Genomic DNA, 23585 nt, shown 5'->3' with positions numbered 1-23585 from the left:
GGAGCCCATCATGGAAAAACGTGAAGAACTCTACCGCGGCAAAGCCAAATCGGTTTACAAGACCGACGACGCTGACCGCTTGATCCTGCTGTTCCGTAACGACACCTCGGCGTTCGACGGCAAGCGTATCGAACAGCTGGACCGCAAAGGCACCGTGAACAACAAGTTCAACGCCTTCATCATGCAAAAGCTTGAAGAGGCGGGTATCCCGACCCAATTCGACAAGCTGCTGGGCGACAACGAATGCCTGGTCAAGAAGCTGGACATGATCCCGGTCGAATGCGTCGTGCGTAACTACGCCGCTGGCAGCCTGGTCAAGCGCCTGGGCATCGAAGAGGGTACCAAACTTAATCCGTACACCTTCGAACTGTTCCTTAAGGACGACGCCAAAGGCGACCCGTTCATCAACGAATCCCACGTTGTGGCATTCGGCTGGGGCACTGCCGAGCAACTGGTTCGCATGAAAGAGTTGTCGATCAAGGTCAACGAAGTCCTGACCAAACTGTTCGACGACGCTGGCCTGCTGCTGGTCGACTTCAAACTCGAGTTCGGCGTATTCCACGGCGAAATCGTCCTCGGCGACGAATTCAGCCCCGACGGCTGCCGCCTCTGGGACAAAGACACCCGCAAGAAAATGGACAAGGACCGCTTCCGCCAGGGTCTGGGCGACGTTATCGAGGCTTACGAAGAAGTCGCAAACCGTCTGGGCGTACCGCTGTAACCCGAAAAACCACGCAAGCGCTTGATAGCACAAAAAAAATCAGCGGAAGGGCTTCGCCTTCCGCGCCGATGCTGTTATTATTCGCGCCGTTGGAGAGATGCCAGAGTGGCCGAATGGGACGGATTCGAAATCCGTTGTACCTTCACCGGTACCTAGGGTTCGAATCCCTATCTCTCCGCCATCATTCAGAAGCCTCGTAAATTTTTGATTTACGGGGCTTTTTTGTGTATATCTCTTTTTCGATTCTACTACCCTTTTCTACTACTTAGCCTGCCCCGGTAGACAGGACAGGCCATGCATTCGCATCCCCCGGAAAATTCAGCGGCAGAGACGAAGATCATCTCTCTCCAAAAGTTCAATTTTCTTTGATGTCTTGTTGACAGCATGGCCTCCTTATCCATATTCTTGTGGCAGCAGGTGCATTCACCTGTTCCCGCTCTTTAAAGTCATATATTCAAGGAAATCGATGCCTAACTTGGCGACCCCTTGGGGTCATGACCGGCGCCTCGGTAGCCTCCGTACGCGGGGTGGTGTGTTCTGCGCTCCTCCGATTACGCGCTGCGACCGTTGTCTGGCGTAAAAGTTAAGAGTCCATTTGAGTCAATACAAATATTCCTTGAGATGCTTAATCCAATTGGTCTGGCCGTGACGACAGAATTCTCTGTCTTCACAACAAGAGGGTTTCGCAATGTTCGATGTTAAAATTGAAATACATATGGCTGGTAGAAAGAAGAGCATTCCCGTAGTAGCTAGAGATAGCACATCGGGGAAAAGAATTGGCTCAAATGCAGCTTTCAGATTGACCGTGATGGCTTTCTTAGGCTGGGTTGGTCGCAAATTTATCTCCTTCTTGGGAGACGATAGCAACTAACTGACTCTTAATCTTTGCTTTGATAACTACGGAAAGGTCAAGCTAGTGGCGAAGGACAAGCCTTATTATCCTCATGCATCCATCGGTTCTGTGGCCATGTTGGCTAAGACGCTGGGTGTGCATCCAAAGCTGCTTAATGATCTGGCGGGACGGGCGACCGATTCATATACTCATTTTGTCATTAGGACGAAAGGAGATAAGGAGCGGAACGTCTATGAACCAAAGTATGAGCTTAAGAAGCTTCAAAAGAGAATAAACTCAAGACTCTTTGAAAAGGTCCATTACCCTTTCTATCTACAAGGTGGGGTCAGAGACGAGGATCATCCTCGCGACTATATCGAGAATAGTCGAATTCATGCCGGCTCAAAATCTTTAATTAGTCTAGATATTCGAAATTTCTACGATAATATTCCTTATGAAAGCGTTGTAAGTATTTTCAAGTATTTTTTTAATTTTCCCGATGAAGTTAGTGATCTCTTGTCTAAGATAGTTACTAGAGATGGAAAAGTTCCACAAGGTGCGTGCACGTCTAGCTACGTAGCTAATCTAATATTTCACAATTCTGAGTATAACTTTGTTTCAAGGCTGAGAAATCAAGGTGTTACATACTCCCGTCTTCTGGATGATGTGACGCTATCGTCAAGTAGGTTACTTTCTCAGGATGAAGTCAGTGGCTACATAAAATATGTCGCCGGGCTGTTTAGTGAACATAAGTTACGCATTAAAAAAAGTAAGACGAAGATCGAGCGGTCTGACGATTTATCGGCTGAATATACTGTCACAGGTGTATGGGTAGGGCACGGTGTCCCAAAAATTCGGCGTGCTGAGAGAGATTTGATTCGGCACTCCGTCTATATCTGTGAGCGAGAGTATCAGAAGGACAGGTTTCGGGATGAATATCACGAGCTTTGGAATAAAGTTTCAGGACAGGTTGCTAAACTAACGAGGCTTGAGCATTCTCAAGCTTTAAAGTTGCGTGCCCGGATGAGAGATATACTTCCCCTCTATGACGGTAAGGCAACAGCCGCAATTATTCGTGAAGCGGATTTGCTATTAAAGCGGCCTAAAACGAGTCATGTAAAAGTTTCTGTGGTTAACGCTTATCGGAGATTGATTAATAGGCTTGGAATCCTGACAAGGACCAACAAAACGCTGGCAAGGGGTCTTAGGCGTCAGTTGAAGACCAAATTTTCCGACGTTCCATCAAAGGTATTGATGTGGGAGTGAATATGACGGATGACCAGCTAGTTGATACCGGTTTTGTTAATTCTTATGATTCTTTTAAAGGTTTTGGGTTTATACGCAGAGAAAAGGGACGCGACGTGTTTTTCTTCTACGATGATGTTGAAGATGTTGTTAATGGTATAGCGATGGGTGATGTTGTTCGGTTTGAGGTGCATGAGGAGCCCAAGGGGCCAAGGGCGTATAAAGTTGTACGCACTGGCTGAGTGATGGTGTGTCGTCGCTGACTAACGGGCGAGACTTGGCTCTACGCACCAACATTTCCGTGAATCAATTTATTCGACGCTTCACGCAGATAAGGTGTAAATATCACCACCACTGTCCATGTGTGCAAATCCTGATTTTCCCTGTTTTGGGAATCTGAGTTCCGCCCAATCTCAAGTGGTTGCGGCGAGGAAATTCGTCCGGATATTGAGGAGGCATACCCAACGCGTACCGGCGAACACACGGACTTGCGAATATCTCTCTCAGAAATCCCTGGGAGCCCCTGTAGTCGCGTCTGAGGGACTTTGTGAGTTTGGTAGTGCTGCGCCAGCACTTTTGATATGTCGTTGCTTATCAGCTCCTTGCAGTGTAAGCGCCTCATGAACCCCACATTCCAAGCTAGCAATTGAAGCCTGATACGGTGCTCCCGATTCTTTTCAGGAGCCAGCTCCCCATGATGCGACCCGACGCCAAAGTCGAAAAAGTGTACCTCTACCCCAAGACGGTGGACTTTCGAAAGTCCATCGACGGCCTTGCTACGCTGGTTGAGCTAGACATTAAAGTTGCCGTGTTCGACCCCGTGCTCTTTGTTTTTCTGAATCGCCACCATAACCGGTTGAAAATACTTTACTGGGAGCGCAACGGCTTCTGTATTTGGCTCAAGCGTTTGAAGTCCGAGCATTTCAAAACTGCTCCGCACACGCTGTCCTTTGGTTCCGCCTCTCAAGAAATTTGACAACAGGGCATTTCCTAACCACGATGGTATTTCAGGTGAAGGAAATATTCTCTCGTTCGTTAATTAATTCTTCTTGCTGCGATTTTTAGGAGGTTGCATTGCTTGATATTCAAGGGATCCAAGCGGACGAGCGAGGGAAGCTATTGCTCAAATGGCGCACCACACTTGGCTGGAGTGCTGCATACGTAGCTAAATTATTTAGCGTGACGACACGGACCATTTCTGCCATCGAAAGCGGAGCACAGCCCATGCCGGATGCTCGGTGGCGTTTGTTGGTGCACGAGGTGCTTGCGGCAATTTCGGGTAGCTCGGAATTGATTGTGGTGGTGAATGAGACCCAGGCACTTATTGACGTGGTGTCGAGTGAATCCTACTCAGGGTGTGTAGTTAGCGATGATGGTAGGACCGGCTTGATCGCTTCCCACTACATCAATCGAGCGACCGGTATGCCCGACGTTCACCGCCAGTTGTTCAGTGTTGCACTGAACAAGCATGTTCTGGAGGCGACGAAGCGCTGGGACGAGCGGCGCTTAGAGAGCGTTGGGTCCTCGTTCACTATCTATCATTGGCTTCAGCGTCGCGTGCTCATGAATGAATTGGCCAATCCGAAGCTAACTCAGCTCAAGGCGGAGGTCACCAAAGCTCAAGCTGATGCAGTGGCCGCTAGCCAAGAGAGCGAAGAGGTGCGCAAAGCTCTTCTGCAAAAAGTAGATTTCGCCATCGCCAATCTTATGGAGGAGGCTGCCAGGCTGACCAAGGGCTAGTGCATCTTCCAGCATCGCCCGTTAGCAGGTGCCCACGAAGATCCACTTGAGCGAGAATCCGACCCCGGCTTCTATTAGGGTCTGTCTCGGCAATATTTGAGACGTTGCGTATGAACACCCACAGCTTGCTCACACACCTGCAATCCCGATTGCCTGACCTATTGGCTGTCTACCTGTTCGGCAGTCAGGCGACCGGTCATGCCAACTCCGAAAGCGACCTGGATCTTGCCGTGCTTGTGCAAGGCACTCTCGATCCTGTGGCGCTGTGGCGCTGTGGCGCTGTGGCGCTGTGGCGGTTGGCGGGGGAAATCGCAGACATCGTTCGTTTGCCTGTGGACCTGATCGATCTGCGCACCGCCTCGACCGTGATGCAATATCAGATCATCACCACAGGCCGCCGTCTTTGGTTTAAAGATGAGTCTGCGGGAGTCTTCGAGGCGTTTGTGCTCAGCGAAAAAACTTCACTTGACTGCGCAAGGGCAGGTTTGCTCGAAGATATACAGAAAAATGGAGTCGTTCATGGTCGATGATGTGCTCATTAATAAGGCAGCCTCCATTCTTTGTCCGTCGTTAAAAGGACAGAATGAGGTCATAATTCTGTCCTGTCAACACGGCTGAACTGCCGGATTGCCACCTCAAACGCCTGAAAAAAGTCAAAATGATCAAGCCCTCATCATCCATTCCAAACTATTCACCCCTCCCGGTTTCCCTTTCGCCCGATCTGATCTATACCTTGGGTTCAACGTTTTGTGAGGCGAGGAGCTATCAGATGTCGGACGTAGATCAAGTACAAAAGGCGCAACCTTCTCCCAGCCAGAGCCATGATGACGTGATTGCCCAGTTCAAGTGGCAGGGCAAGCAGATTGACTGGTTGCTGCAGTGGCTGGTCAAGTTTGTGGCGAACACCAAGGTGGAGTTGGGGGTAACGCTGTCGGTGGGCGGGAATCTGGTGTCCGGGCATCTGATTTCTCATGACACCTATTTTGAACAGCTGGCAGACGACATTTCCGCGCCGTTCAGCTCGTTTGGCAACGGCACTGACGCGACCATGAAGGAGATGATTCTGTCCTTCAAACCGGGAGAGTCGTCGGAAGACACGCCGGCGTTCCACTTCATCCACCTGAAGGACTGCCGCACCTACTCCACAGACGGCAACCCGATCTGTGACGCAGGCGTGCTGTGGCGCGGTCGGATCTCGGCGGTTGATGGCTTTACCATCGGGCTTATTGCCGAAAAAGCAGACGCGTCCTGACGTCTCGAAGCCCTGACATTCGTCGGGGCTTTTTCATCACGTCTCATTACCCCTTGTCGAGGAGCCGTTGGCATGTGCCGGCGGTATAACGCTGTGCTGGCGATAGCATCACTTAGCCACTCTCTACGCGACAAAATGTCGCAAGCGGCCGTCAGGCGAGTAATATGTGCCCCCTGACCTCACCGCCGAATGGTTTTCGGCATGGCCTGATAGAGAACTGGCGACAAGAAAAAATAACAAGAACTGAGCCAGGCTGCCCGCCCCGGTCGACGTAAAGAATTAATGAGAAGACGAAAAAGGCGATTAGAGAAAATGACCACCACTTCGCGACCGTTGTACATTTCCTACGCAGGACCCTCACTGCTGGAAATGCCCCTGCTGAACAAAGGCAGTGCCTTTACCCCGCAAGAGCGGATCGAATTCAACCTGATCGGGCTGCTGCCGCAGAACGTAGAGACGATCGAAGAGCAAGTTACCCGGGTCTACAGCCAGTACAAACAGTGCGCGAGCGACCTGGACAAGCATATTTACCTGCGTTCGATTCAGGACAATAACGAAACCCTGTTCTTCCGCCTGCTGGACTCGCATCTGGACGAGATGCTGCCGATCATTTACACCCCGACGGTGGGGCAGGCGTGCCAGGAGTTCTCCAAGATCTACCGTACGCATCGCGGCTTGTTCATTTCTTACCCTGAGCGTGACCGCATCGATGACATTTTGCGCAGCGCCACCAAGGACCGGATCAAGATCATTGTCGTGACCGACAGCGAGCGAATTCTCGGTCTGGGTGATCAGGGCATTGGTGGCATGGGCATCCCCATTGGCAAGTTGTCGCTGTACACCGCCTGCGGTGGTATCAGCCCGGCCTATACGCTGCCGATCGTGCTGGATGTCGGCACCAATAACCGCGAGCTTCTGGACGACCCGATGTACATGGGCTGGCGCCACGAGCGCGTGTCGGGCAAGGAATACGAAGACTTCATCGCGTTGTTCATCGATGCGGTGCAGCGTCGCTGGCCGGACGTGCTGTTGCAGTTTGAAGACTTCGCCCAGTCCAACGCCATGCCATTGCTTGAGAAGTATCGGGACGAGCTGTGCTGCTTCAACGATGACATCCAGGGCACCGCGTCGGTCGCAGTGGGCACATTGTTGGCGGCCTGCAAGGCCAAGAATGAAACGCTTGGCCAACAGAAAGTGGTGTTTGTCGGGGCCGGTTCGGCGGGGTGCGGGATTGCTGAGCACATCATCGCTGCGATGCGCATTGAAGGCCTGAGCGAAAGCGAAGCGCGCAAACGTATTTTCATGGTGGATCGTTTCGGTCTGCTGACTGAAGGCATGGGCAACCTGCTGGACTTCCAGCAACGTCTGGCGCAGAAATCCGCCGATGTCGCTGGCTGGACGGCAGGCACTGAGACCTTCCCGCAGTTGCTCGACGTGGTGACGCATGCCGGTGCCACCGTCTTGATCGGCGTGTCCGGCCAGCGCGGTCTGTTCACCGAGCAGGTTGTTCGCGAGCTGTACAAGCATTGCGCCAAGCCGCTGGTCATGCCTCTGTCCAATCCGACTTCCAAGGTCGAAGCCACGCCGGAAGAGATCCTGCGCTGGACTGACGGTAACGCATTGGTTGCGACCGGCAGCCCGTTTGCGCCGGTCGAGATCAATGGCCGCACCGTGCACATCGCCCAGTGCAACAACTCCTACATCTTTCCGGGGATCGGTCTTGGCGTGGTGGCCTGCAAGGCATCGCGCATCACTGATCGCATGCTGATGGCGGCGTCCAATGCGCTGGCCGAGTGCTCGCCGATGGTCACGGGGCAGGGCGACGCGGTTCTGCCGCCACTCAAAGAGATTCAGCAGGTCAGCCGCAAGATTGCACTGGCTGTCGCCAAAGAAGCTCAGGCTGAGGGGCTGGCGCTGGAAACCTCGGAGGAAGCCTTGCTGGCGGCCATCGAACGCAACTTCTGGTTGCCGGGTTATCGCGCCTATCGTCGTCGCTCGGTCTGATCGAGCGCTGTCGAATTAATGGCGCCTCCGCAAGCCTGCCTGCTTGCGGAGGCGTTTTTCTACCCGATCAATGTGGACTCATGCGAGCGAATTGCTTCACTGTGAAATAAGCTTCATTCAACTCAAACGTTGCACGTTTTTCACATAAAATTGATGACGCGCTGCTTAAAGTCCGCGCCATCGGGGGCCGGTTTCTGCGCCCGGTGCATACTAATTTGATAAGTAGATCACGATGCCGATAATGAGAACTGTTCGCCCAGAGGTTGTAACTCTATTTGTCAGCGGTTTACTGTTGTTGGGCTTCAATATCAATCTGTGGCAGCATTTATTCGCAATTACCAGTGGCGATGGCAAAGGCCTGGCCATGCGCTTTGCCTTCGGCTTGATGATTTTCTGTGTATTCAATATTTTTTTGACGCTGTTGGCGTTCCGTCGTGTGTTTAAACCTGTGGTGATCTTTCTGTTTATGGTCAGCGCCAGTGTGGTTTATTTCATGACCGAATACGGCGTCATGATTGACGCCGGTATGTTCCGAAACTTTGCCGAAACCAACGTGACTGAAGTTCAGGGGCTGTTGTCTTTGAAACTGGTCGTGTACATCGCTTTGTTGGGTGTGCTGCCGTCGCTGATTCTGTGGAAACTGCCGATCAGTTATCGCCGCTGGCACCTGGAGCTGTTCAGCAAGCTGGTGGTTATTGTGGTCTGTAGTGTGGCCATCGGCGGCGTGGCATTGGCGAACTATCAGGGGTTGTCCTCGTTGTTTCGCAATCACCACGAATTGCGCCTGATGGTCGTGCCGAGCAACTACATGGGTGCCTCGATCGGCTACCTGAGCGAACAGGTTATCTCGGCACAGCGCCCATTCGTCAAGATTGGCGAAGACGCCAAACGCTCGCCGGACTGGGCCACGCATGCCCGCAAATCACTGACGGTGCTGGTCGTGGGCGAGAGCGCCCGGGCGGAAAACTTCGGGATCCTGGGTTATGGTCGCAATACCACGCCTAACTTGAACAAAGAGAACGGGCTGGTCGCGTTTACCGATGTTTATTCATGCGGTACTGAAACAGCGGTGTCGGTGCCTTGCATGTTTTCCAACATGGGGCGCAAGAACTACAACGCAACCAAGGCCCGTAATCAGGAAGGCTTGCTTGATGTGCTGAAACATGCGGGTATAGAAGTGGTGTGGCGTGACAATCAGTCGGGTTGCAAAGGCACCTGTGACCGGGTGACGTTCCAGGACGTGAGCAATCTCACGGACCCGCTGCTATGCAACAGTCATGAATGCCGGGATGAGATCCTGTTGCAAAACCTGCAGGGCTTTATCGACAGTCTCGACAAGGACACCGTTCTTGTCCTGCACCAGATGGGCAGTCACGGGCCGGAATATTACAAGCGCTACCCAAAAGAGTTTGAAAAGTTTACCCCGGTGTGTGAAAGCAATGCGCTGAACAATTGCAGCCGGGACAGCATCGTCAATGCCTACGACAATACGTTGCTGTATACCGACCATGTGCTGTCCACACTGATTGACCTGTTGCGCAGTAATCAGGCCAAGGTTGATACGGCAATGGTGTACCTGTCGGATCATGGCGAATCCCTTGGCGAGTACAACTTGTTCCTGCACGGCACCCCCTATGTACTGGCGCCAGATCAACAGAAGCATGTGCCCATGCTGATCTGGTTGTCCGATACCTATCAGAAGTCTTTCGCCGTCACCCCGGACTGTCTTGCCAAACAGCGCAACGCGCCACTGAGCCAGGACAACCTTTTTCACTCCATGCTTGGCCTGTTGAAAGTCGATACCAAGGTCTATGACCCGAGTCTGGATATGTTTGCCGGGTGCCGGAGTGAGCTGGCGGCGGCTGACAAGCAATGACGGGTGGGCTGCGCTCAAGCTAGCGACACAACGTCAACTGACGCTCGTGCCAATGCCCGTATTGGCACGAGCGTCATCATTTTTGCCAGGCAACCCCTAGCTGTTGCCTGTCATTTGCATGAAGATGCGCCAGACCAGGACGACAGGCGCGCGATAATCTCCCGTCACGATATATACTGCGCGCCATTGTTGAAGGGAGAGCCGTGTGGCCATCGATATTCACTGGATTCGCGACGACGACAGCCTCGCCCGGCATTGCGCACAATGGCAGTCGCTGCCTTTTGTCGCGCTCGACACCGAGTTTATGCGGGTCGACACGTTTTACCCAATCGCAGCGTTGCTGCAGATTGGCGACGGGCAAAGCGCCTGGCTGATTGATCCGTTGCTGATCAACGACTGGGCACCTCTGTCTGCGCTGCTCGAAAACCCCGCAGTCATCAAAGTGGTGCATGCGTGCAGCGAAGACCTCGAAGTCTTGCTGCGCCTGACTGGCAGCCTGCCGGTTCCGTTGTTTGATACCCAATTGGCAGCCGCGTACCTGAATCTCGGTTTTTCCATGGGCTATTCGCGTCTGGTGCAGGAGGTCCTTAATATCGACCTGCCCAAGGGCGAAACCCGTTCCGACTGGCTGCAACGCCCGCTGTCGGACACCCAGATCAGCTACGCCGCCGAAGATGCCGTGCACCTTGCCGAGCTGTTCGCCATCCTGCGCCCGCGTTTGTCAGAGGACAAATACGCCTGGTTGCTGGATGACGGTGCCGAGCTGGTCGCCAATCTGCGCCGCGAAGTCGACCCGTACGAGGTGTATCGCGACGCCAAGCTGGCCTGGAAGCTGTCACGTGCCCAACTGGCGGTGCTGCGTGAACTCTGCGCCTGGCGCGAGGTTCAGGCCCGCGCCCGTAATTTGCCGCGCAACCGCATCATACGTGAGCACTCGCTCTGGCCATTGGCCAAAACGCAGCCCGACAACCTCGGCGCGCTGGCCCGTATCGAAGACATGCACCCGCGCACGGTCCGTCACGACGGCGAGTTTTTGCTGGAGCTGATTCAGACCGCAGCCAGTGTGCCGGCAGCAGAGTGGCCGCCGGCATTGCCCGAGCCATTGCCCATTGATGCTGCCGGGTCGATCAAACGCCTGCGCGCAATCGGTCAGCAGTACGCCGAGCAACTGGATATGACGCCAGAGCTGATGCTGCGCAAGAAGACCCTCGAAGCGCTGCTCAAGAGCGGCTACCCCGACGGTCCTTATCAATTGCCCGATTCGTTGCGTGGCTGGCGTCGCGAATTGATGGGCCAGGCGCTGCTGGACAGCCTGGCTTCCTCTGGAGAACAGTCTTGAAGCGTATCTGCTCGATTTATCGCAGCCCGAAAAGAAACGAGATGTACCTTTACGTCTTGAAGAGCGACGTCCTCAAGCGCGTGCCGCCAGAGCTGCTGGTGGCGTTCGGCAAACCGGTTCATGCATTTGATCTGGTGCTGAGCCCCGAGCGTGCGCTGTCGCGCGAAGATATCAATGCGGTGCTGAAGAACCTCGACGGCCAGGGCTATCACTTGCAGATGCCTCCCGCTGAAGACGAGTACATCGAGCATTTGCCCGAAGAGCTGCTGCGCCGCAACGACCCCATGTGATCGTTGCTCCGTTGTAAAGCGGTCCACATTCGCCGTGGGTTGCCTGTCCTGTTTTTAAGGTTTTTGAAACATGCGCGTTCTGATTGCCGAGCACGATTACCTCGTTTACACCCAATTGTTGCGCAAGGCTGCGCCTGACCTGGAAGTCTTGAGCACCGGCGACTCTGCCGAGCTGTCACGGCTGGCCAGCGACTGCCCGATCTGGCTGGGGCAGCCGGACCTGATGGCCAATCTGCTGCGCCAGGGGCACAAGCCACAATGGCTGCAATCCACTTGGGCGGGGATCACGCCACTGCTGGCCGACGGCCTGTCGCAGGATTATCGCCTGACGCGTGCCGTAGGGATTTTCGGTCAGGTCATGGCCGAATTCGTTTTGACCTACATGCTCGGTCATGAGCGTGAGGTGCTGGCGCGCCTGATGAGTCAGGTCGAGCGCAAGTGGGACAGTCGCATTGGTCAGAGCCTGGCAGGTCGCAAGGTACTGATCGTCGGTGCCGGTGATATCGGCCGGCGCGTTGCCGAGTTTCTGTTGCCATTCGGTGTGCAGGTCTACGGCGTGGCGTCCACGGCGCGAACCCAGGCGCCTTTCATCGAAGTAACCGCGTTGTCGGACATGTCGCGTCTGATAGGCGACATGGACTACGTCATCAATCTGTTGCCCAACACGCCGGATACCCACGATCTGTATGACGCGAGGCTGTTCGCCAGCTTCAAGCCAACGGCGTTGTTCATCAACGTCGGGCGCGGTGTGGCGGTGGTGGATGCGGACCTGGTTGAAGCGTTGCGGGTGGGGCATCTGGCGGGGGCGATCATTGATGTCTGCCGTCAGGAGCCTTTGCCGCAGCGTCATCCGTTCTGGACTGCCTACGGTCTGCTGTTGACCGGTCACAGTTCGGCACCGACATCGCCGGTGGCCATGACCGAGCTTTTCGTCGATAACCTGAAAGCGTTTCAGGATGGGGAAGCACTGCGCGGCGAAGTGGATTTCTCGCGAGGTTACTGAAGCCGTTGTCAGCGAGCCGATGCATCAAGCATCGGCTCGCAGGTTTCAGGTATGGAAACGTGCAGGAAAAGTCAGTTACAGCGAAAAATCACCCTCAGCCGCCAGTTCGTCCAGCGGTTTGCGCGGGCTCGGGACTTCGCGGCCTTGCAGGTATTCCGGCAGCGTCGACTTGTCACCCAGCTTGCCGATGGCCACGGCGGCATGCAGTGCATAGCCCTCTGGAATATTCAGCTCCTTGCGTGTCAGCTCCTGATCGAAACCGGCCATACCGTGGGTGTGCCAGCCGCTCAGGCTAGCCTGCAGCGCCAGATAACCCCACGCCGATCCGGTGTCGAAGGTGTGCCACAGGGCCGGGCCTTCTTCGGTCGCGCCGGGGGCGGTGAAGGTGGTTTTGGAAATGACGATGACCAGTGCTGCCGCGTGCTGCGCCCAGTTACGGTTGAATTCGTTCAGCAGGCCCAGGTAGCGTTCCCAATTCGGCGTGTCGCGGCGCGCATACAAAAAACGCCAGGGTTGCGAGTTATAGGCCGAAGGTGCCCAGCGGGCGGCTTCAAAAAAGCTCAGCAGGGTTTCCTGCTCGATGCTTTCGCCGCTGAACGCGCGTGGCGACCAGCGTTCGGTGAATTGCGGGTCAATCGGGTGATCGGCGATGCGCGGGTTTGAGCTCATGAGAATCCTTGATAGCGAAGGGTGGAAAACGAGCGTGGCTTGATGGGCCGTGGTCGGCAGGCATCGCTTGAACGCACTGGAAACCCGTCAACGCTACTGTTTTGCCTTCTGGCTGACAAGTCCTGACTACCGACAGTCGCAAGTGCTTGGCCCGCACCCGTTGTGCCTCTAGACTGGCGGCCTTTTCATTACCGATACCGTTGCCCGAATCATGGCCGCTAAAGTTGAACCCTTCTGGATTCGCAAGACCCTTGACCAACTCGACACGCAAGAGTGGGAGTCGCTCTGCGACGGTTGTGGTCTGTGCTGCCTGCAGAAACTGGAAGACGAAGAAGACAACAGCGTTTACTACACGCGTATTGCCTGCAAGCTGCTGGATCTGAAAACCTGCCAGTGCTCTGACTACGCCAACCGTCGCGCATCGGTGCCGGACTGTATTCAGCTGACGCCGGGTCAGGCAGATGAGTTCAAATGGCTACCGCCGACCTGTGGCTATCGGCTGGTCAGTGAGGGCAAGGACTTGCCACTCTGGCACCATCTAGTGTGTGGTGATCGCACGGCGGTGCATCACGAACGTATCTCCCAGTCCGGCCGCATGCTCAGCGAGAAGAATGTGGCCGAGGACGACTGGGAGGATTACCTGATCTTTCGCGCAGGTTGAACGCTTAAACGACCGGCTTTGGCTCGGTCAGTGCTTCCACGCCTTTGACGGCGGCTTTCTTCACGGCGTTTTCAGCGTCGTCTTTCAGGTTGCTTAACTCGGCACCCGCACGTTCGATCGTCGAACGTGCGCTGTTCAGGTCGCTGCGGCCTTTTTCTACCAGGCTCTTGGCGGCGCAATGGCCGCTGATACCACGGGCCAGCACTGCGCCGCCGATAGCCAGCTGAATCAGGCCCAGAAAACCGCCACGACGTACGCCTTTGCCCATCATCAGTACGCCGCCAGCCAGCGAGCCAATGCGCTCCCAGCCCTGGACGTTCTGATCAGGATTACGCTGCAGCAGTTCAGGTGTGTCGATGCGTTCGATAATCGGGGTGTCGCGCATGTTGGCTCTCCATGAGGCAGTAGGTCGCAGGTAGTGGGTAATAAGTAGTCACCCGGTCCAGAGAAACTGACTGTCCGCCTGCGACACAGGTTCAATGCTTTTCTGTTATCAGTCGCTGGCCGGGCCAACTTTCTCGCGACCGAACTGCGGCCCTGAACGGGTATTGATGCCTTTGGCCATGCGGTCATAAAGCACGACGTTGACGGTGGCTGCCAGATTCATGCAGCCCTCGGTCGGGATGTAGACCACGTCTTCGCACCAGTCGCGGATCTCCTGGTCCAGCGAGCCGTCTTCCGGGCCGAAGATATACAGCGCGCGATCCGGGTGTGTGTATTCCGGCAGCGCGCGGGCACCTTCCACCAGTTCGACGGCAACCGGGATGCAGCCCAGTGGCAGAATGCTCTTGAGGTCCTCGATGCCGATCAGCGGGATGTCCTGATGGATTTTCTTGGTGTCGGTGATGAAGTCCCGGGCACGCTCGTAGCGCTTACCGGTATAGAACACCGACGCCACGCCATAGCAGCCTGCGGCACGCATCACTGAGCCGACGTTTTCCGGGGACTTGGGGTTATAAAGACCGATGCAGGCGTACCGTTTGTTGGCCACGGGGAGGGAGCTCTGGAGAAAACCGGGGATTATACGGCAGCGTCAGATCAATGCCATTTCCAATTCCGACGCTCAGAACCACAGGCGCAAACCCACGACAAGACGCGCCTGGGCAACATCCTCATCGTCTTCGCGTGCGTAATCAGCAGTCTTGCCGTAGGAACGATTCCAGGTCACGCCCACGTAAGGCGCAAATTGCGGTGTGATTTCATAGCGCAGCCGCAGACCGAACTCACTGGTCGACAGGCCCGAGCCGTTGCCACGTTGCGGGTCGTTCTTGCCATAGAAATTCAGTTCGCCAGTGGGTTGAAGTATCAGGTCGTTGGTCAGCAACAGGTCGTAGTCGGCTTCCAGACGCGCTGCCGTCTGTCCGGCTTCGCCAATGAATGCCGTGGCTTCAACGTCGAGATCCGAAATCGCCTGCCCTTGCAGGCCGAAAGCCGCCCAAGTCTGTGGCGCGCCCGGTTTGAAGTCCTGGCGTGCTCCGGCCACCACGTCCCACGACGAGCTGACGGCATGGCCCCATAACGCCTGGACTTCTGCCTCTTCGGTCTTGCCGTTGGTGCGTTCGCCTTCGGAGCGCAGCAGCAAGCGGTCGATATCACCGCCAATCCAGCCGGACAGATCCCAGGCCAGCGCGCTGCCGTCGTTTGCGTCCTGCCATTCCAGCTTGTCGGCCACAAAGTAACTGTTGATGGCGCTGTCGTGGACCTGATGCCCGCTATGGCTGGTGTACACCGCAGCCCGGTCCGCGTCGGTGACGGGCGGGATCGGCGTTCGGCTCTGCGCCGGGGCGTCGCTGCTGGCGCTGGCGTCCATGGGCATCGAGTGGCTGCCATGATCCATGCCTTCCATGCCGGCAGCCAGCGCGGGTGCCCAGGGTGTCATGGCCAGGCCTGCAGCCAACAGCAGGGTTGGCAGGCGGGACGAATTGCGCGATCCATTCAACGGTAAAGTCCTCATTCTTCCACCCGCACTTCGCGGAACATGCCCATTTCCATGTGGTACAGCATATGACAGTGATACGCCCAACGGCCCAGAGCATCAGCGGTGACGCGGTAGCTGCGGCGTGACCCCGGGGGCATGTCGATGGTGTGTTTGCGCACCATGAACTGACCGTTTTCGTCTTCCAGATCGCTCCACATGCCGTGTAGGTGAATGGGGTGAGTCATCATCGTGTCGTTGACCAGCACGATACGCACCCGCTCGCCGTATTTGAGCATCAGTGGCTTGGCGTCGGAGAACTTCACGCCATCGAACGACCAGGCGAATTTTTCCATGTGCCCGGTCAGGTGCAGTTCGATTGTCCGGCTCGGCTCGCGGCCGTCCGGGTCCTCGAAGGTGCTGCGCAGGTCGGCGTAGGTCAGGACCTTACGGCCGTTGTCCCGAAGGCCGATGCCCGGATCATTGAGTTTTGCCGACGTGCTCATGGCCTGCATATCGACCAGCGGATTATTCCTTTCGCTGTCCGGGTGCGACTGCATGACCGGTGCTTCTTGCATCGGCATCGTGCCGTGGTCCATGCCGGGCATCGAGTCATGGTCCATCTTGCTGTGGTCCATACCGTCCATTGCCGGCTTGGCGCTGTGGTTCATGCTGCCGTGATCCATGCCCGCCATGCCCATGTCGTCCATGCTCAGCAGCGGACGCGGGTCGAGAGGCGGGACCTCGGCCTGCATGCCGGGCCTGCTGGTTAAAGTGCCTCGGGCAAAGCCGGTGCGGTCCATCGATTGGGCGAACAGCGTGTAGGCACCGTCAGCCGGCTCGACGATCACGTCGAATGTCTCTGCCACCGCGATCCGCAGTTCATCGACAACCACCGGTTTGATGTGCAGGCCGTCGCTGGCGACCACGGTCATCTTCAGGCCGGGAATGCGCACATCGAAATAGGTCATCGACGAGCCGTTGATAAAGCGCAGGCGAATCCGCTCGCCGGGTTTGAACAGCCCGGTCCAGTTCATGTTTGGCGCCTGGCCGTTCATCAGGTAGGTGTAAGTTGCGCCGCTGACGTCCGCCAGATCAGTCGGGTTCATCTTCATCTGCGCCCACATCCAGCGCTCGGCGGTGGTCGCGCTCCAGCCTTTTTCGCCGACGTCGTTGATGAAGTCGCCGACGGTGCGCTTGTTATTGTTGTAGTAGTCCGACTGTTTCTTGAGCTTTTTCATCACCCGGGCCGGGTCTTCGTCTGTCCAGTCGGTGAGCATGACCACGTGCTCGCGCTCGTAGGTGAACGGCTCGGGTTCTTTGGCGTCGATCACCAGTGGCCCATAGACGCCCGACTGCTCCTGAAAACCCGAATGGCTGTGATACCAATACGTGCCGTGCTGCCTGACCTTGAAGCGATAGACATACATGCCGTCGGGCGCAATGCCATCAAAGCTCAGCCCCGGCACGCCGTCCATGTTGGCCGGCAGGATGATGCCGTGCCAGTGAATGGAGGTGGTTTCGTCGAGGCGGTTTTTTACCCGCAGGGTGACAGTGTCGCCCTCGCGCCAGCGCAACAATGGGCCTGGAATGCCGCCGTTGATAGTCATCGCGGTTCTGGCATTGCCGGTGATATTGACCTGGGTTTCGCCGATGGTCAGGTCGAACTCGGTGCCGGACAACCCGTCAGGCTGGCCCGGATTGGGGAGTGCCCACGCCGGGCTGCGCCAGAGCCCCAGCCCACCCAGAATACTGCTGGCGGCAAGCCCTTTCACGAAGGTGCGTCTTGATGTTCGGGTGGGCATGGCGAGGTATCCGGTCAGTCGGTTCATTTCGGGCCGGCAAGCGGGGTGCTTGGGCGGGGCGATTCCGTCGAGGGCGGGGCAGCGGGTTTTTGGGGCATGCTGGAGGTTTCGTGGGAGAGGCCGGGCGAGCGCAGTCACAAAATGTAGGTGTCAGAACCATTGTCTTCGCTGACAAGTCAGCTCCCACTTTGAAGTGCGTTCAGCCTCAGCTTTCCTTCGGTCACTCTTCTTCATCACAAGGTGCGTTCAGCCTTGACTCAGCCATTCTTCATCACAAAAGGCGTTCAGCGTCCCGTCACTAGTCCTTCTTCATCAACCCTGCCAGCGCGGCGAACGGGTTGTGCGTGGCCTTGGCGGTTTTCGGCGTGCTTAGCGAACCGTCGGCGAAGTATTGCTGGTCGGTGTAACGCGAGTGCTCGTTGTCGTGGCAATACAGGCACAGCAGCTCCCAGTTGGAGCCGTCCTGCGGATTGTTGTCATGGTTGTGGTCGCGGTGATGCACGGTCAGTTCGCTGAGGCGTTTGCCGGCAAACTCGCGGGCACAACGGCCGCACACGTGCGGGTACATGCGCAATGCCTTGTCGCGGTAACCCATTTCGCGGTCGCGCTGGGCGTCGGCCAGAATGCGGTCCAGCTTGGCAGTATGGGAAGGAGGGTTGGCCGTGCTCATGGTGTCACCTGTGCGTGTGCGCATTGAAAGCGGAATGGGGCAAGTTTAGCGCCAGATGGGCAAACTCACACCTGCTGCGAAAGTAATTGGCCGTCGACCATGCGCAAGCGCTTGGACAGCGAGATGGCCAGGGCGCGAATGATCTTGGCGGCGATTTTCGGCGCATCGTCGAGCATCTTGTCCAGCGAGTCGCGTCCCAGATTCAGTAACTGGCAACTGGTGGCCGCAATACAGCTGGCCGAGCGACGTTCGCCATCCAGTACGGCCATCTCCCCGAATGCACGTCCGCGGCGCAGCACGGCGATCTCCACCTGTTGACCGTCACCGGCCAGTTTCTGCACCGATACGCTGCCCTGATGGATGATGCACATGAAGGTCCCGGCATCGCCTTCGGCAAAGATGGTTTCGCCTTTTTCGATATCGGTGATGCTGAAGTACCCGGCCACAGTGACAAAGTCACCGGGCAGCAAGGTGTCGAACAGGCCGCAGTCCAGCAGCATGTCGCGTATGGCGTGGTTCAGGTTGGACAGGGGTTCTGACATGGTCTGTTCTTGTAATCCGGTGACGAAGGAGGGCAGATCCGTGCCCCCCGATGCTATTAAGACAGGTGTTTCACACCAAGTTCATCAGGCTATCTGCAATACCTTGAAGATAAAAGCGTACTCCAGTGCCACATCACGCAAGCCCTGATAACGACCACTCATGCCACCGTGCCCGGCACCCAGTTCGGTCTTGAGCAGCAGCAGATTGTCGTCCGTCTTGCGATCGCGCAGGCGGGCGACCCATTTGGCGGCCTCCCAGTACTGCACGCGGCTGTCGTTGTAACCGGCGATGACCAGCATGGCCGGGTACGCCTGAGCGCTGACGTTCTCATAAGGCGCGTAAGCCTTGATGCGCTCATAAACGTCCGGTTCCTGCGGATTGCCCCATTCGTCGTACTCGGTGACGGTTAGCGGCAGGTCCGGGTCGAGCATGGTGTTCAGCACATCCACAAACGGCACTTCGGCAATCGCCGCCTTGAACAGCTCCGGGCGCTGGTTGAGTACCGCACCGATCAACAGGCCACCGGCGCTGCCACCGCTGATCACCAGTTGTTCGGCACTGGTCAGGCCTTGGGCGATCACATGTTCGGCGCAGGCAATGAAATCGCCGAAGGTGTTCTGTTTGTGTTCCTGTTTGCCGTCGCGATACCAGGCCTCCCCCAGTTCGCCGCCGCCACGCACATGCGCGATGGCAAAGGCCACGCCACGGTCAAGCAGGCTCAGGCGCGCGTGGGAAAACCACGGGTCCAGGCTCTCGCCGTAGGCACCGTAGCCATACAGGTACAGCGGGGTCGCCTTGCCGACCAGCTCGCGCTTGACCACCAGGCTGATCGGCACCTGCGTGCCGTCGCTGGCCGTGGCCCACAACCGCTGGCTGACGTAGGCATCGGCGTCGAACGTGCCCAGCACTGGCGTTTCCTTGAGCACCACTTGCTCGCCAGTGGCCAGGGTCAGTTGGCGTACCTGCGCGGGGCGGTTCAACGACTGATAGCGCAGACGAATCCTGTCGCTGTCGAACTCCAGCGTGTCCTGCACATAAAGGCTGTAGGCAGCATCTGGCAACTGCACGCGATAGGCAGGCAGACCTTGCGGGCGCACTTCGATGATCGGCAAGCCACCTTCGCGCAGGCTCAGGCTCAAGCCCCGGGCGTTGAGACTCAGGCCTTCAAGCATCACCTGTTCGTCGTGCGCCACCAGCGTCTGCCAGTCATCACGAACCGGAACGCCGCCGGTTTTTTCCGCTGCGTGATACAGCGCGAAGTTGATGCCACTCTGGTTGCTGCGAATGAACCAGCTCCAGACGCCATCGAGCAGGCCGTGGTCCGGGTAATATTCGTGGCCTTCGACGCGCGGCGCCAGGCAGGTAAAGGCCTGCTCGGGATGATCGGCGTCCAGCACCCAGGCTTCACTGGTGGTCTTGCTATTGAGCAGAATGACCAGTTGACGCTCGGAGCTGGTACGGAAGCAATGCAGGAAGAATCGACCGTCCGGCTCGTCGAACACCAACTCGGCCGAGGCCTCGCCAAGCCTGTGGCGATGCAGCCTGCCGGGGCGATGGGTTTCGTCCAGCTCGCCGAAAAACAGGGTCTGGCTGTCGTTAGCCCAGGTCATGCTGCCGTCGCAGTTTTCAAACGGCAGGCTGCTGATCAGGCCAGTGCTCAGTTCCTTGACGTAAAGCTGGTACACCTCGTCGCCACTGGTGTCCAGGCTGTAAGCCAGACGCTGATGGTCGGGGCTGATGCTGAACGCGCCCAGCGAAAAGAAGCCGCCATCGGCCATTGCGTTCGGGTCCAGCAGCAGTTCTTCGCGGCTTTCATCCACCGTGTTGGAGTCGTTGGCCGGACGCGGGCAACGGTAGTGCCGGGCGTACTCGTCACCTTCGGCGGTGCGCGTGTAGTACAGGTACGGACCCCAAGGGGAGGGCAGTGATAGGTCGGTTTCAAGAATGCGGCCCTTGATCTCCTGAAACAGGCTTTCGCGCAGCCCGGTCTGATCCGCCAGTTGCTGTTCTTGCCAGGCGTTTTCGGCCTTGAGGTAGTCGAGCACCTCGTCGGTATCGCGATTCTGCAGCCAGGCGTAAGGGTCGGGACCGTCAGCCTTGCGAGCAATCGGGGCGCTGGAGGTTGCATTCGAAAAGGACATGCTGGGCTCTCTGTAAAGGCATCAAACCGGAAAATATCGGTACACGCTGAACTGATTACTGAAGCGAGGCAAGCCGCGTCAGGCAAAAGCCGTTATCATAAGCGCCTCTTTACCTGCCTTTCCACGGACGTCATGACCGAAAACGACTATCTGATCGCCTGGAGCGTCTACGCCTTCGCTGCGTTGGGTTGCCTGCTGGTATGGTTCCTGATGACCCGCTGGATGTGGCGTTATCTCAAGGAACCATTGCGGGTGGCGGTCGCGGTGTTGCTGTTTACGCCGACCATGGTTGACCCCGTCAAGGACTTGATGGCGCCGGCAGTGGCTGTGAGTGCACTTGACCTGATGTTCAAGGTCGGCAGCAATGTCTGGACCGCTGTGTCGGACCTGGCCATGTACGGCATGTTCGCCTTCGGTGCGTACTTGCTGTTCGTGCTCATCCGCTGGCCGATCGAGCGCAACCGCAAGGCACGTCAGCCTCAGCCGGTCGCGCAGCCTGTTGAAACAGACCCCGCTGACGAGCCGTTCGCCGATGACGATCGTTACGCCCGCAAGACCACGGCACCTGTCCCTCCGGTCAGAGGTGCGCGGGTAGAGCCGCGACTGTAGACCCCGCTTCGTTGGTATGTGCCGCCGCGTGCGGCACGCGACCTGCCGCAAAACGTCTTGAAGCGAGAACCTGAGCATGTGTGAATTATTGGGCATGAGCGCCAATGTCCCGACCGATATCGTTTTCAGCTTTACCGGGCTTATGCAGCGGGGCGGACGTACCGGCCCGCACCGCGACGGCTGGGGCATTGCCTTCTACGAGGGCCGTGGCCTGCGCCTGTTTCAGGACCCGGCCGCCAGCAGCGAGTCAGAAGTCGCGCAGTTGGTGCAGCGTTATCCCATCAAGAGCGAAGTGGTGATTGGCCATATCCGCCAGGCCAACGTCGGCAAGGTCTGCCTGTCCAACACCCATCCTTTCGTGCGTGAACTCTGGGGCCGCAACTGGTGCTTTGCACACAACGGCCAACTGGCGGATTTCGCCCCCGCTGCCACGTTTTATCGGCCGGTGGGCGATACCGACAGCGAAGCGGCATTCTGCGACCTGCTCAATCGCGTTCGTGAAGCCTTTCCCGAGCCGGTTGAAGTCGAACAATTACTGCCCTCACTGATACAGGCCTGCACCGAATACCGTAGTAAAGGCGTGTTCAACTGCCTGTTGAGCGACGGTGACTGGTTGTTCTGCTTTTGCAGTACCAAACTGGTGCAGATCACCCGCCGCGCGCCGTTCGGGCCGGCAAGGTTGAAAGATGTCGACGTGATTGTCGATTTTCAGGCAGAAACAACGCCGCACGACGTGGTCACAGTTATTGCCACCGAACCTTTGACCGAGAACGAAAACTGGAACCGCTACGAGCCGGGCCAGTGGAGCCTGTGGCGCAAGGGTGAGTGCGTGGCGAGTGGTTCGGTCGAAACGGCGGCTCAGTAAAGGCGCCTTCACGGGCATACAGGATAAAAAAAGAAGAGGGATATTGATGCTGCGAAGTTATCTGCGATTGGTCCTGTTCACAACGGGCCTGCTGTTCGGGGTACAGGTTCCCGGTTTCATCAGTGATTACAGCAAGCGCGTCGAAGCGCACCTGATCGAGGCGCAACAGGCGGTCAAAGGCTATACCGCGACTGCGCAGCAGTTCTTCAAAGGCGATATACAGGCGTTGATCCAGCACTATCGCAGCAGCGAAGACCCTGTTTTTCGAGCCGATGCGGACAACATCGATACGTTGATGAACCGTACTCATATTCTTGAGCGCCAGTGGCTCGGACTTCAAGGCCCTTGGTATTCCAGGGCCCTATACGTCGCCACGTCTTCCGACCCGGATATTCGCCGTGAAACGTTCAACGGCTATACGTGGCAGGTGTTGCTGGCACCCGAGGTCATTGCCTGGGGCATTATCAGTGCACTGCTGCTGGCACTGGTGATCGAAAGCTTTGTACTGTTGCTCGGCTGGGTCGTTCACGGCGGTCGGCGCAAGCCACAGCTTGAGCGCGACTGGCGCTGATTGCAGGTAAAGGCTGTTGTCACCCGGACGGCTTATATGACCGTCCGTGTTTCATCGCGCAGATAGGCAAGCACTGTTTGAGGCGCGTTCCACATCAGCACATCGATAATCGAAAGGTTCTCGACAAAGCTCATGGGGGCTGTGGAATAACTGAATGACGCCGGTTCGAGAAACCTCAGTTCAATGCCTCTTGCCTGCCAGTCAGCCGGCGTGAAAATGTCACGTCCACCTGTGGCATTAACGTACTGACGAGCCTCCAGCACGGTGCTTATTTCAAGTGCCCACTGGCCTGCATGTTCAATGGGCGGCAGGTCAAGGTTCATTGCCGCACAACTTTGCCAGTCAAAGCTCATGCCCAGATAGTCGCAGACCACCCGCAGGCCGCGCGTGTTGAGTTCACTCAGGTGGGTGGAGGGTGTGCCCAGTGTCTGGTCAACCAACTGCAAGGTTTCCCGAAAGTAGGGTGCCTTGCTTCGATAGTGCTCAAGCTGGCTCCTGATTCGCTGGTGAGCTCTGGCCAGGTCGATAAGGGTTGCGTCCTTGATCAATGCGCCCTCGCGGGCACAGACCGGAACGTTGATGTATTGCCAGTCGCCTTTACTGTCCAGTACCCGATTACGGTTCATCCAGCTTTTGCGTTTGTATTTGACGATGTCAAAGACAATCCCGCGCTCAACGGCTGCAATGAGCTGGAAGTAACCGATGTAGGGAAAGAAATAAGGCTGCATGATCCCGAGCGTTTCGTTCATAAGTAACCCGCGAAGTCGCGACGGTTGCTCAGGCAAAACGATGGAGTAACTGCAACACTATCTACTCAATCAGCACATCTCCGTC

Annotated in this window: 25 protein-coding genes and 1 tRNA gene; 17 read left to right on the top strand and 9 right to left on the bottom strand. The window is 56.7% G+C overall.

Annotation, left to right across the window (positions count from 1 at the left end):
• Window positions 1-10 precede the first annotated feature (10 nt).
• The 13 genes from purC to QRN38_RS01025 all read left to right on the top strand — a co-directional run bounded on the left by purC (window position 11) and on the right by QRN38_RS01025 (window position 12302).
• Window positions 11-721 carry a phosphoribosylaminoimidazolesuccinocarboxamide synthase gene (purC, locus tag QRN38_RS01085; protein WP_003379028.1) on the top strand — a complete coding sequence of 237 codons (711 nt, stop codon included), beginning with the start codon at window positions 11-13 and terminating at the stop codon, window positions 719-721.
• A 91-nt stretch (window positions 722-812) separates the two neighbouring features.
• Window positions 813-902, top strand: a tRNA-Ser gene (locus tag QRN38_RS01080).
• A 735-nt stretch (window positions 903-1637) separates the two neighbouring features.
• Window positions 1638-2819: a reverse transcriptase family protein gene (locus tag QRN38_RS01075; protein WP_007245785.1), complete on the top strand. Its 1182-nt coding sequence runs from the start codon at window positions 1638-1640 to the stop codon at window positions 2817-2819.
• Window positions 2820-2821: 2 nt separating this feature from the next.
• A complete protein-coding gene (locus QRN38_RS01070) occupies window positions 2822-3040 on the top strand; it encodes a retron Se72 family effector protein (RefSeq protein ID WP_007245786.1) in 219 nt (72 codons plus the stop codon).
• Window positions 3041-3492: 452 nt separating this feature from the next.
• A complete protein-coding gene (gene tnpB, locus QRN38_RS01065; protein WP_046463462.1) occupies window positions 3493-3774 on the top strand; it encodes an IS66 family insertion sequence element accessory protein TnpB in 282 nt (93 codons plus the stop codon).
• Window positions 3775-3872: 98 nt separating this feature from the next.
• Entirely contained in the window at window positions 3873-4538 is a 666-nt protein-coding gene (locus QRN38_RS01060; RefSeq protein ID WP_007245789.1) for a hypothetical protein, read from the top strand.
• A gap of 110 nt (window positions 4539-4648) precedes the next feature.
• Window positions 4649-5068 (top strand): type VII toxin-antitoxin system MntA family adenylyltransferase antitoxin, encoded by a 420-nt coding sequence (mntA, locus tag QRN38_RS01055; protein WP_057418666.1) that lies wholly within the window; start codon window positions 4649-4651, stop codon window positions 5066-5068.
• Window positions 5069-5307: 239 nt separating this feature from the next.
• Window positions 5308-5790, top strand: a complete 483-nt coding sequence (gvpU, locus tag QRN38_RS01050) for a gas vesicle accessory protein GvpU (RefSeq protein WP_003379032.1) — start codon at window positions 5308-5310, stop codon at window positions 5788-5790.
• A gap of 312 nt (window positions 5791-6102) precedes the next feature.
• A complete protein-coding gene (locus QRN38_RS01045; RefSeq protein ID WP_003379033.1) occupies window positions 6103-7794 on the top strand; it encodes an NAD-dependent malic enzyme in 1692 nt (563 codons plus the stop codon).
• A gap of 232 nt (window positions 7795-8026) precedes the next feature.
• Window positions 8027-9670 (top strand): phosphoethanolamine transferase, encoded by a 1644-nt coding sequence (locus tag QRN38_RS01040; protein ID WP_005770396.1) that lies wholly within the window; start codon window positions 8027-8029, stop codon window positions 9668-9670.
• A 205-nt stretch (window positions 9671-9875) separates the two neighbouring features.
• Entirely contained in the window at window positions 9876-11009 is a 1134-nt protein-coding gene (gene rnd, locus QRN38_RS01035; protein ID WP_057418665.1) for a ribonuclease D, read from the top strand.
• Complete coding sequence (locus QRN38_RS01030) at window positions 11006-11299, top strand: YcgL domain-containing protein (RefSeq protein ID WP_005770399.1); 294 nt, start codon at window positions 11006-11008, stop codon at window positions 11297-11299. Before rnd ends, QRN38_RS01030 begins: the two co-directional genes overlap by 4 nt.
• A 70-nt stretch (window positions 11300-11369) precedes the next feature.
• On the top strand, window positions 11370-12302 hold the full coding sequence (locus tag QRN38_RS01025; RefSeq protein ID WP_007245793.1) for a D-2-hydroxyacid dehydrogenase: 933 nt from the start codon (window positions 11370-11372) through the stop codon (window positions 12300-12302).
• A gap of 75 nt (window positions 12303-12377) precedes the next feature.
• Here the strand turns inward: QRN38_RS01025 and QRN38_RS01020 are convergent, their stop codons facing one another.
• Window positions 12378-12971: a nitroreductase family protein gene (locus QRN38_RS01020; RefSeq protein ID WP_005770403.1), complete on the bottom strand. Its 594-nt coding sequence runs from the start codon at window positions 12969-12971 to the stop codon at window positions 12378-12380.
• Between the two features lie 211 nt (window positions 12972-13182).
• Between QRN38_RS01020 and QRN38_RS01015 the strand changes: the two genes are divergently transcribed.
• Entirely contained in the window at window positions 13183-13632 is a 450-nt protein-coding gene (locus QRN38_RS01015) for a YcgN family cysteine cluster protein (protein WP_005619852.1), read from the top strand.
• Between the two features lie 4 nt (window positions 13633-13636).
• On the opposite strand, the gene QRN38_RS01010 is transcribed toward QRN38_RS01015, so the two are convergent.
• The 7 genes from QRN38_RS01010 to QRN38_RS00980 all read right to left on the bottom strand — a co-directional run bounded on the left by QRN38_RS01010 (window position 13637) and on the right by QRN38_RS00980 (window position 20706).
• Entirely contained in the window at window positions 13637-14017 is a 381-nt protein-coding gene (locus QRN38_RS01010; RefSeq protein WP_005770406.1) for a YgaP family membrane protein, read from the bottom strand.
• Between the two features lie 108 nt (window positions 14018-14125).
• Window positions 14126-14623: an RNA methyltransferase gene (locus tag QRN38_RS01005; RefSeq protein ID WP_007245794.1), complete on the bottom strand. Its 498-nt coding sequence runs from the start codon at window positions 14621-14623 to the stop codon at window positions 14126-14128.
• A gap of 72 nt (window positions 14624-14695) precedes the next feature.
• Complete coding sequence (locus QRN38_RS01000) at window positions 14696-15571, bottom strand: copper resistance protein B (protein ID WP_057417952.1); 876 nt, start codon at window positions 15569-15571, stop codon at window positions 14696-14698.
• Window positions 15572-15582: 11 nt separating this feature from the next.
• Window positions 15583-17352, bottom strand: coding sequence for a copper resistance system multicopper oxidase (locus QRN38_RS00995; RefSeq protein WP_057417953.1), 1770 nt, complete (start codon window positions 17350-17352; stop codon window positions 15583-15585).
• A gap of 298 nt (window positions 17353-17650) precedes the next feature.
• Entirely contained in the window at window positions 17651-18022 is a 372-nt protein-coding gene (locus QRN38_RS00990) for a YajD family HNH nuclease (RefSeq protein WP_057417816.1), read from the bottom strand.
• Window positions 18023-18087: 65 nt separating this feature from the next.
• Complete coding sequence (locus QRN38_RS00985; RefSeq protein ID WP_007245797.1) at window positions 18088-18564, bottom strand: cyclic nucleotide-binding domain-containing protein; 477 nt, start codon at window positions 18562-18564, stop codon at window positions 18088-18090.
• Window positions 18565-18648: 84 nt separating this feature from the next.
• On the bottom strand, window positions 18649-20706 hold the full coding sequence (locus QRN38_RS00980) for a S9 family peptidase (protein ID WP_057417817.1): 2058 nt from the start codon (window positions 20704-20706) through the stop codon (window positions 18649-18651).
• Window positions 20707-20838: 132 nt separating this feature from the next.
• Between QRN38_RS00980 and QRN38_RS00975 the strand changes: the two genes are divergently transcribed.
• The 3 genes from QRN38_RS00975 (at window position 20839) to QRN38_RS00965 (ending at window position 22751) form a co-directional block, all read left to right on the top strand.
• Window positions 20839-21315, top strand: coding sequence for a hypothetical protein (locus QRN38_RS00975; protein WP_005770416.1), 477 nt, complete (start codon window positions 20839-20841; stop codon window positions 21313-21315).
• Between the two features lie 76 nt (window positions 21316-21391).
• Window positions 21392-22180, top strand: coding sequence for a class II glutamine amidotransferase (locus tag QRN38_RS00970; protein ID WP_005619831.1), 789 nt, complete (start codon window positions 21392-21394; stop codon window positions 22178-22180).
• Window positions 22181-22226: 46 nt separating this feature from the next.
• The gene (locus tag QRN38_RS00965) at window positions 22227-22751 is read left to right on the top strand and encodes a DUF2937 family protein (RefSeq protein ID WP_005770418.1); all 525 of its coding nucleotides are present in this window, start codon (window positions 22227-22229) and stop codon (window positions 22749-22751) included.
• Window positions 22752-22783: 32 nt separating this feature from the next.
• Here QRN38_RS00965 and QRN38_RS00960 read toward each other — a convergent pair whose 3' ends face one another.
• Complete coding sequence (locus QRN38_RS00960; RefSeq protein ID WP_005770420.1) at window positions 22784-23500, bottom strand: WbqC family protein; 717 nt, start codon at window positions 23498-23500, stop codon at window positions 22784-22786.
• Window positions 23501-23585: the final 85 nt, after the last annotated feature.

This window comes from Pseudomonas sp. CFBP2511 (assembly GCF_030209255.1).
Classification (GTDB): Bacteria; Pseudomonadota; Gammaproteobacteria; order Pseudomonadales; family Pseudomonadaceae; genus Aquipseudomonas; species Aquipseudomonas avellanae.
Note: the sequence above shows the minus strand (reverse complement) of the source record. Positions and strands in the feature narration are given on the sequence as shown.

Coding starts and splice junctions, on each gene's coding strand:
- purC (WP_003379028.1), top strand. CDS start 11: ATGGAAAAACGTGAAGAACTCTACCGCGGCAAAGCCAAATCGGTTTAC.
- QRN38_RS01070 (WP_007245786.1), top strand. CDS start 2,822: ATGACGGATGACCAGCTAGTTGATACCGGTTTTGTTAATTCTTATGAT.
- tnpB (WP_046463462.1), top strand. CDS start 3,493: ATGATGCGACCCGACGCCAAAGTCGAAAAAGTGTACCTCTACCCCAAG.
- mntA (WP_057418666.1), top strand. CDS start 4,649: ATGAACACCCACAGCTTGCTCACACACCTGCAATCCCGATTGCCTGAC.
- gvpU (WP_003379032.1), top strand. CDS start 5,308: ATGTCGGACGTAGATCAAGTACAAAAGGCGCAACCTTCTCCCAGCCAG.
- QRN38_RS01045 (WP_003379033.1), top strand. CDS start 6,103: ATGACCACCACTTCGCGACCGTTGTACATTTCCTACGCAGGACCCTCA.
- QRN38_RS01040 (WP_005770396.1), top strand. CDS start 8,027: ATGCCGATAATGAGAACTGTTCGCCCAGAGGTTGTAACTCTATTTGTC.
- QRN38_RS01025 (WP_007245793.1), top strand. CDS start 11,370: ATGCGCGTTCTGATTGCCGAGCACGATTACCTCGTTTACACCCAATTG.
- QRN38_RS01020 (WP_005770403.1), bottom strand. CDS start 12,971: ATGAGCTCAAACCCGCGCATCGCCGATCACCCGATTGACCCGCAATTC.
- QRN38_RS01015 (WP_005619852.1), top strand. CDS start 13,183: ATGGCCGCTAAAGTTGAACCCTTCTGGATTCGCAAGACCCTTGACCAA.
- QRN38_RS01010 (WP_005770406.1), bottom strand. CDS start 14,017: ATGCGCGACACCCCGATTATCGAACGCATCGACACACCTGAACTGCTG.
- QRN38_RS00995 (WP_057417953.1), bottom strand. CDS start 17,352: ATGCCCACCCGAACATCAAGACGCACCTTCGTGAAAGGGCTTGCCGCC.
- QRN38_RS00990 (WP_057417816.1), bottom strand. CDS start 18,022: ATGAGCACGGCCAACCCTCCTTCCCATACTGCCAAGCTGGACCGCATT.
- QRN38_RS00985 (WP_007245797.1), bottom strand. CDS start 18,564: ATGTCAGAACCCCTGTCCAACCTGAACCACGCCATACGCGACATGCTG.
- QRN38_RS00980 (WP_057417817.1), bottom strand. CDS start 20,706: ATGTCCTTTTCGAATGCAACCTCCAGCGCCCCGATTGCTCGCAAGGCT.
- QRN38_RS00975 (WP_005770416.1), top strand. CDS start 20,839: ATGACCGAAAACGACTATCTGATCGCCTGGAGCGTCTACGCCTTCGCT.
- QRN38_RS00970 (WP_005619831.1), top strand. CDS start 21,392: ATGTGTGAATTATTGGGCATGAGCGCCAATGTCCCGACCGATATCGTT.
- QRN38_RS00965 (WP_005770418.1), top strand. CDS start 22,227: ATGCTGCGAAGTTATCTGCGATTGGTCCTGTTCACAACGGGCCTGCTG.
- QRN38_RS00960 (WP_005770420.1), bottom strand. CDS start 23,500: ATGAACGAAACGCTCGGGATCATGCAGCCTTATTTCTTTCCCTACATC.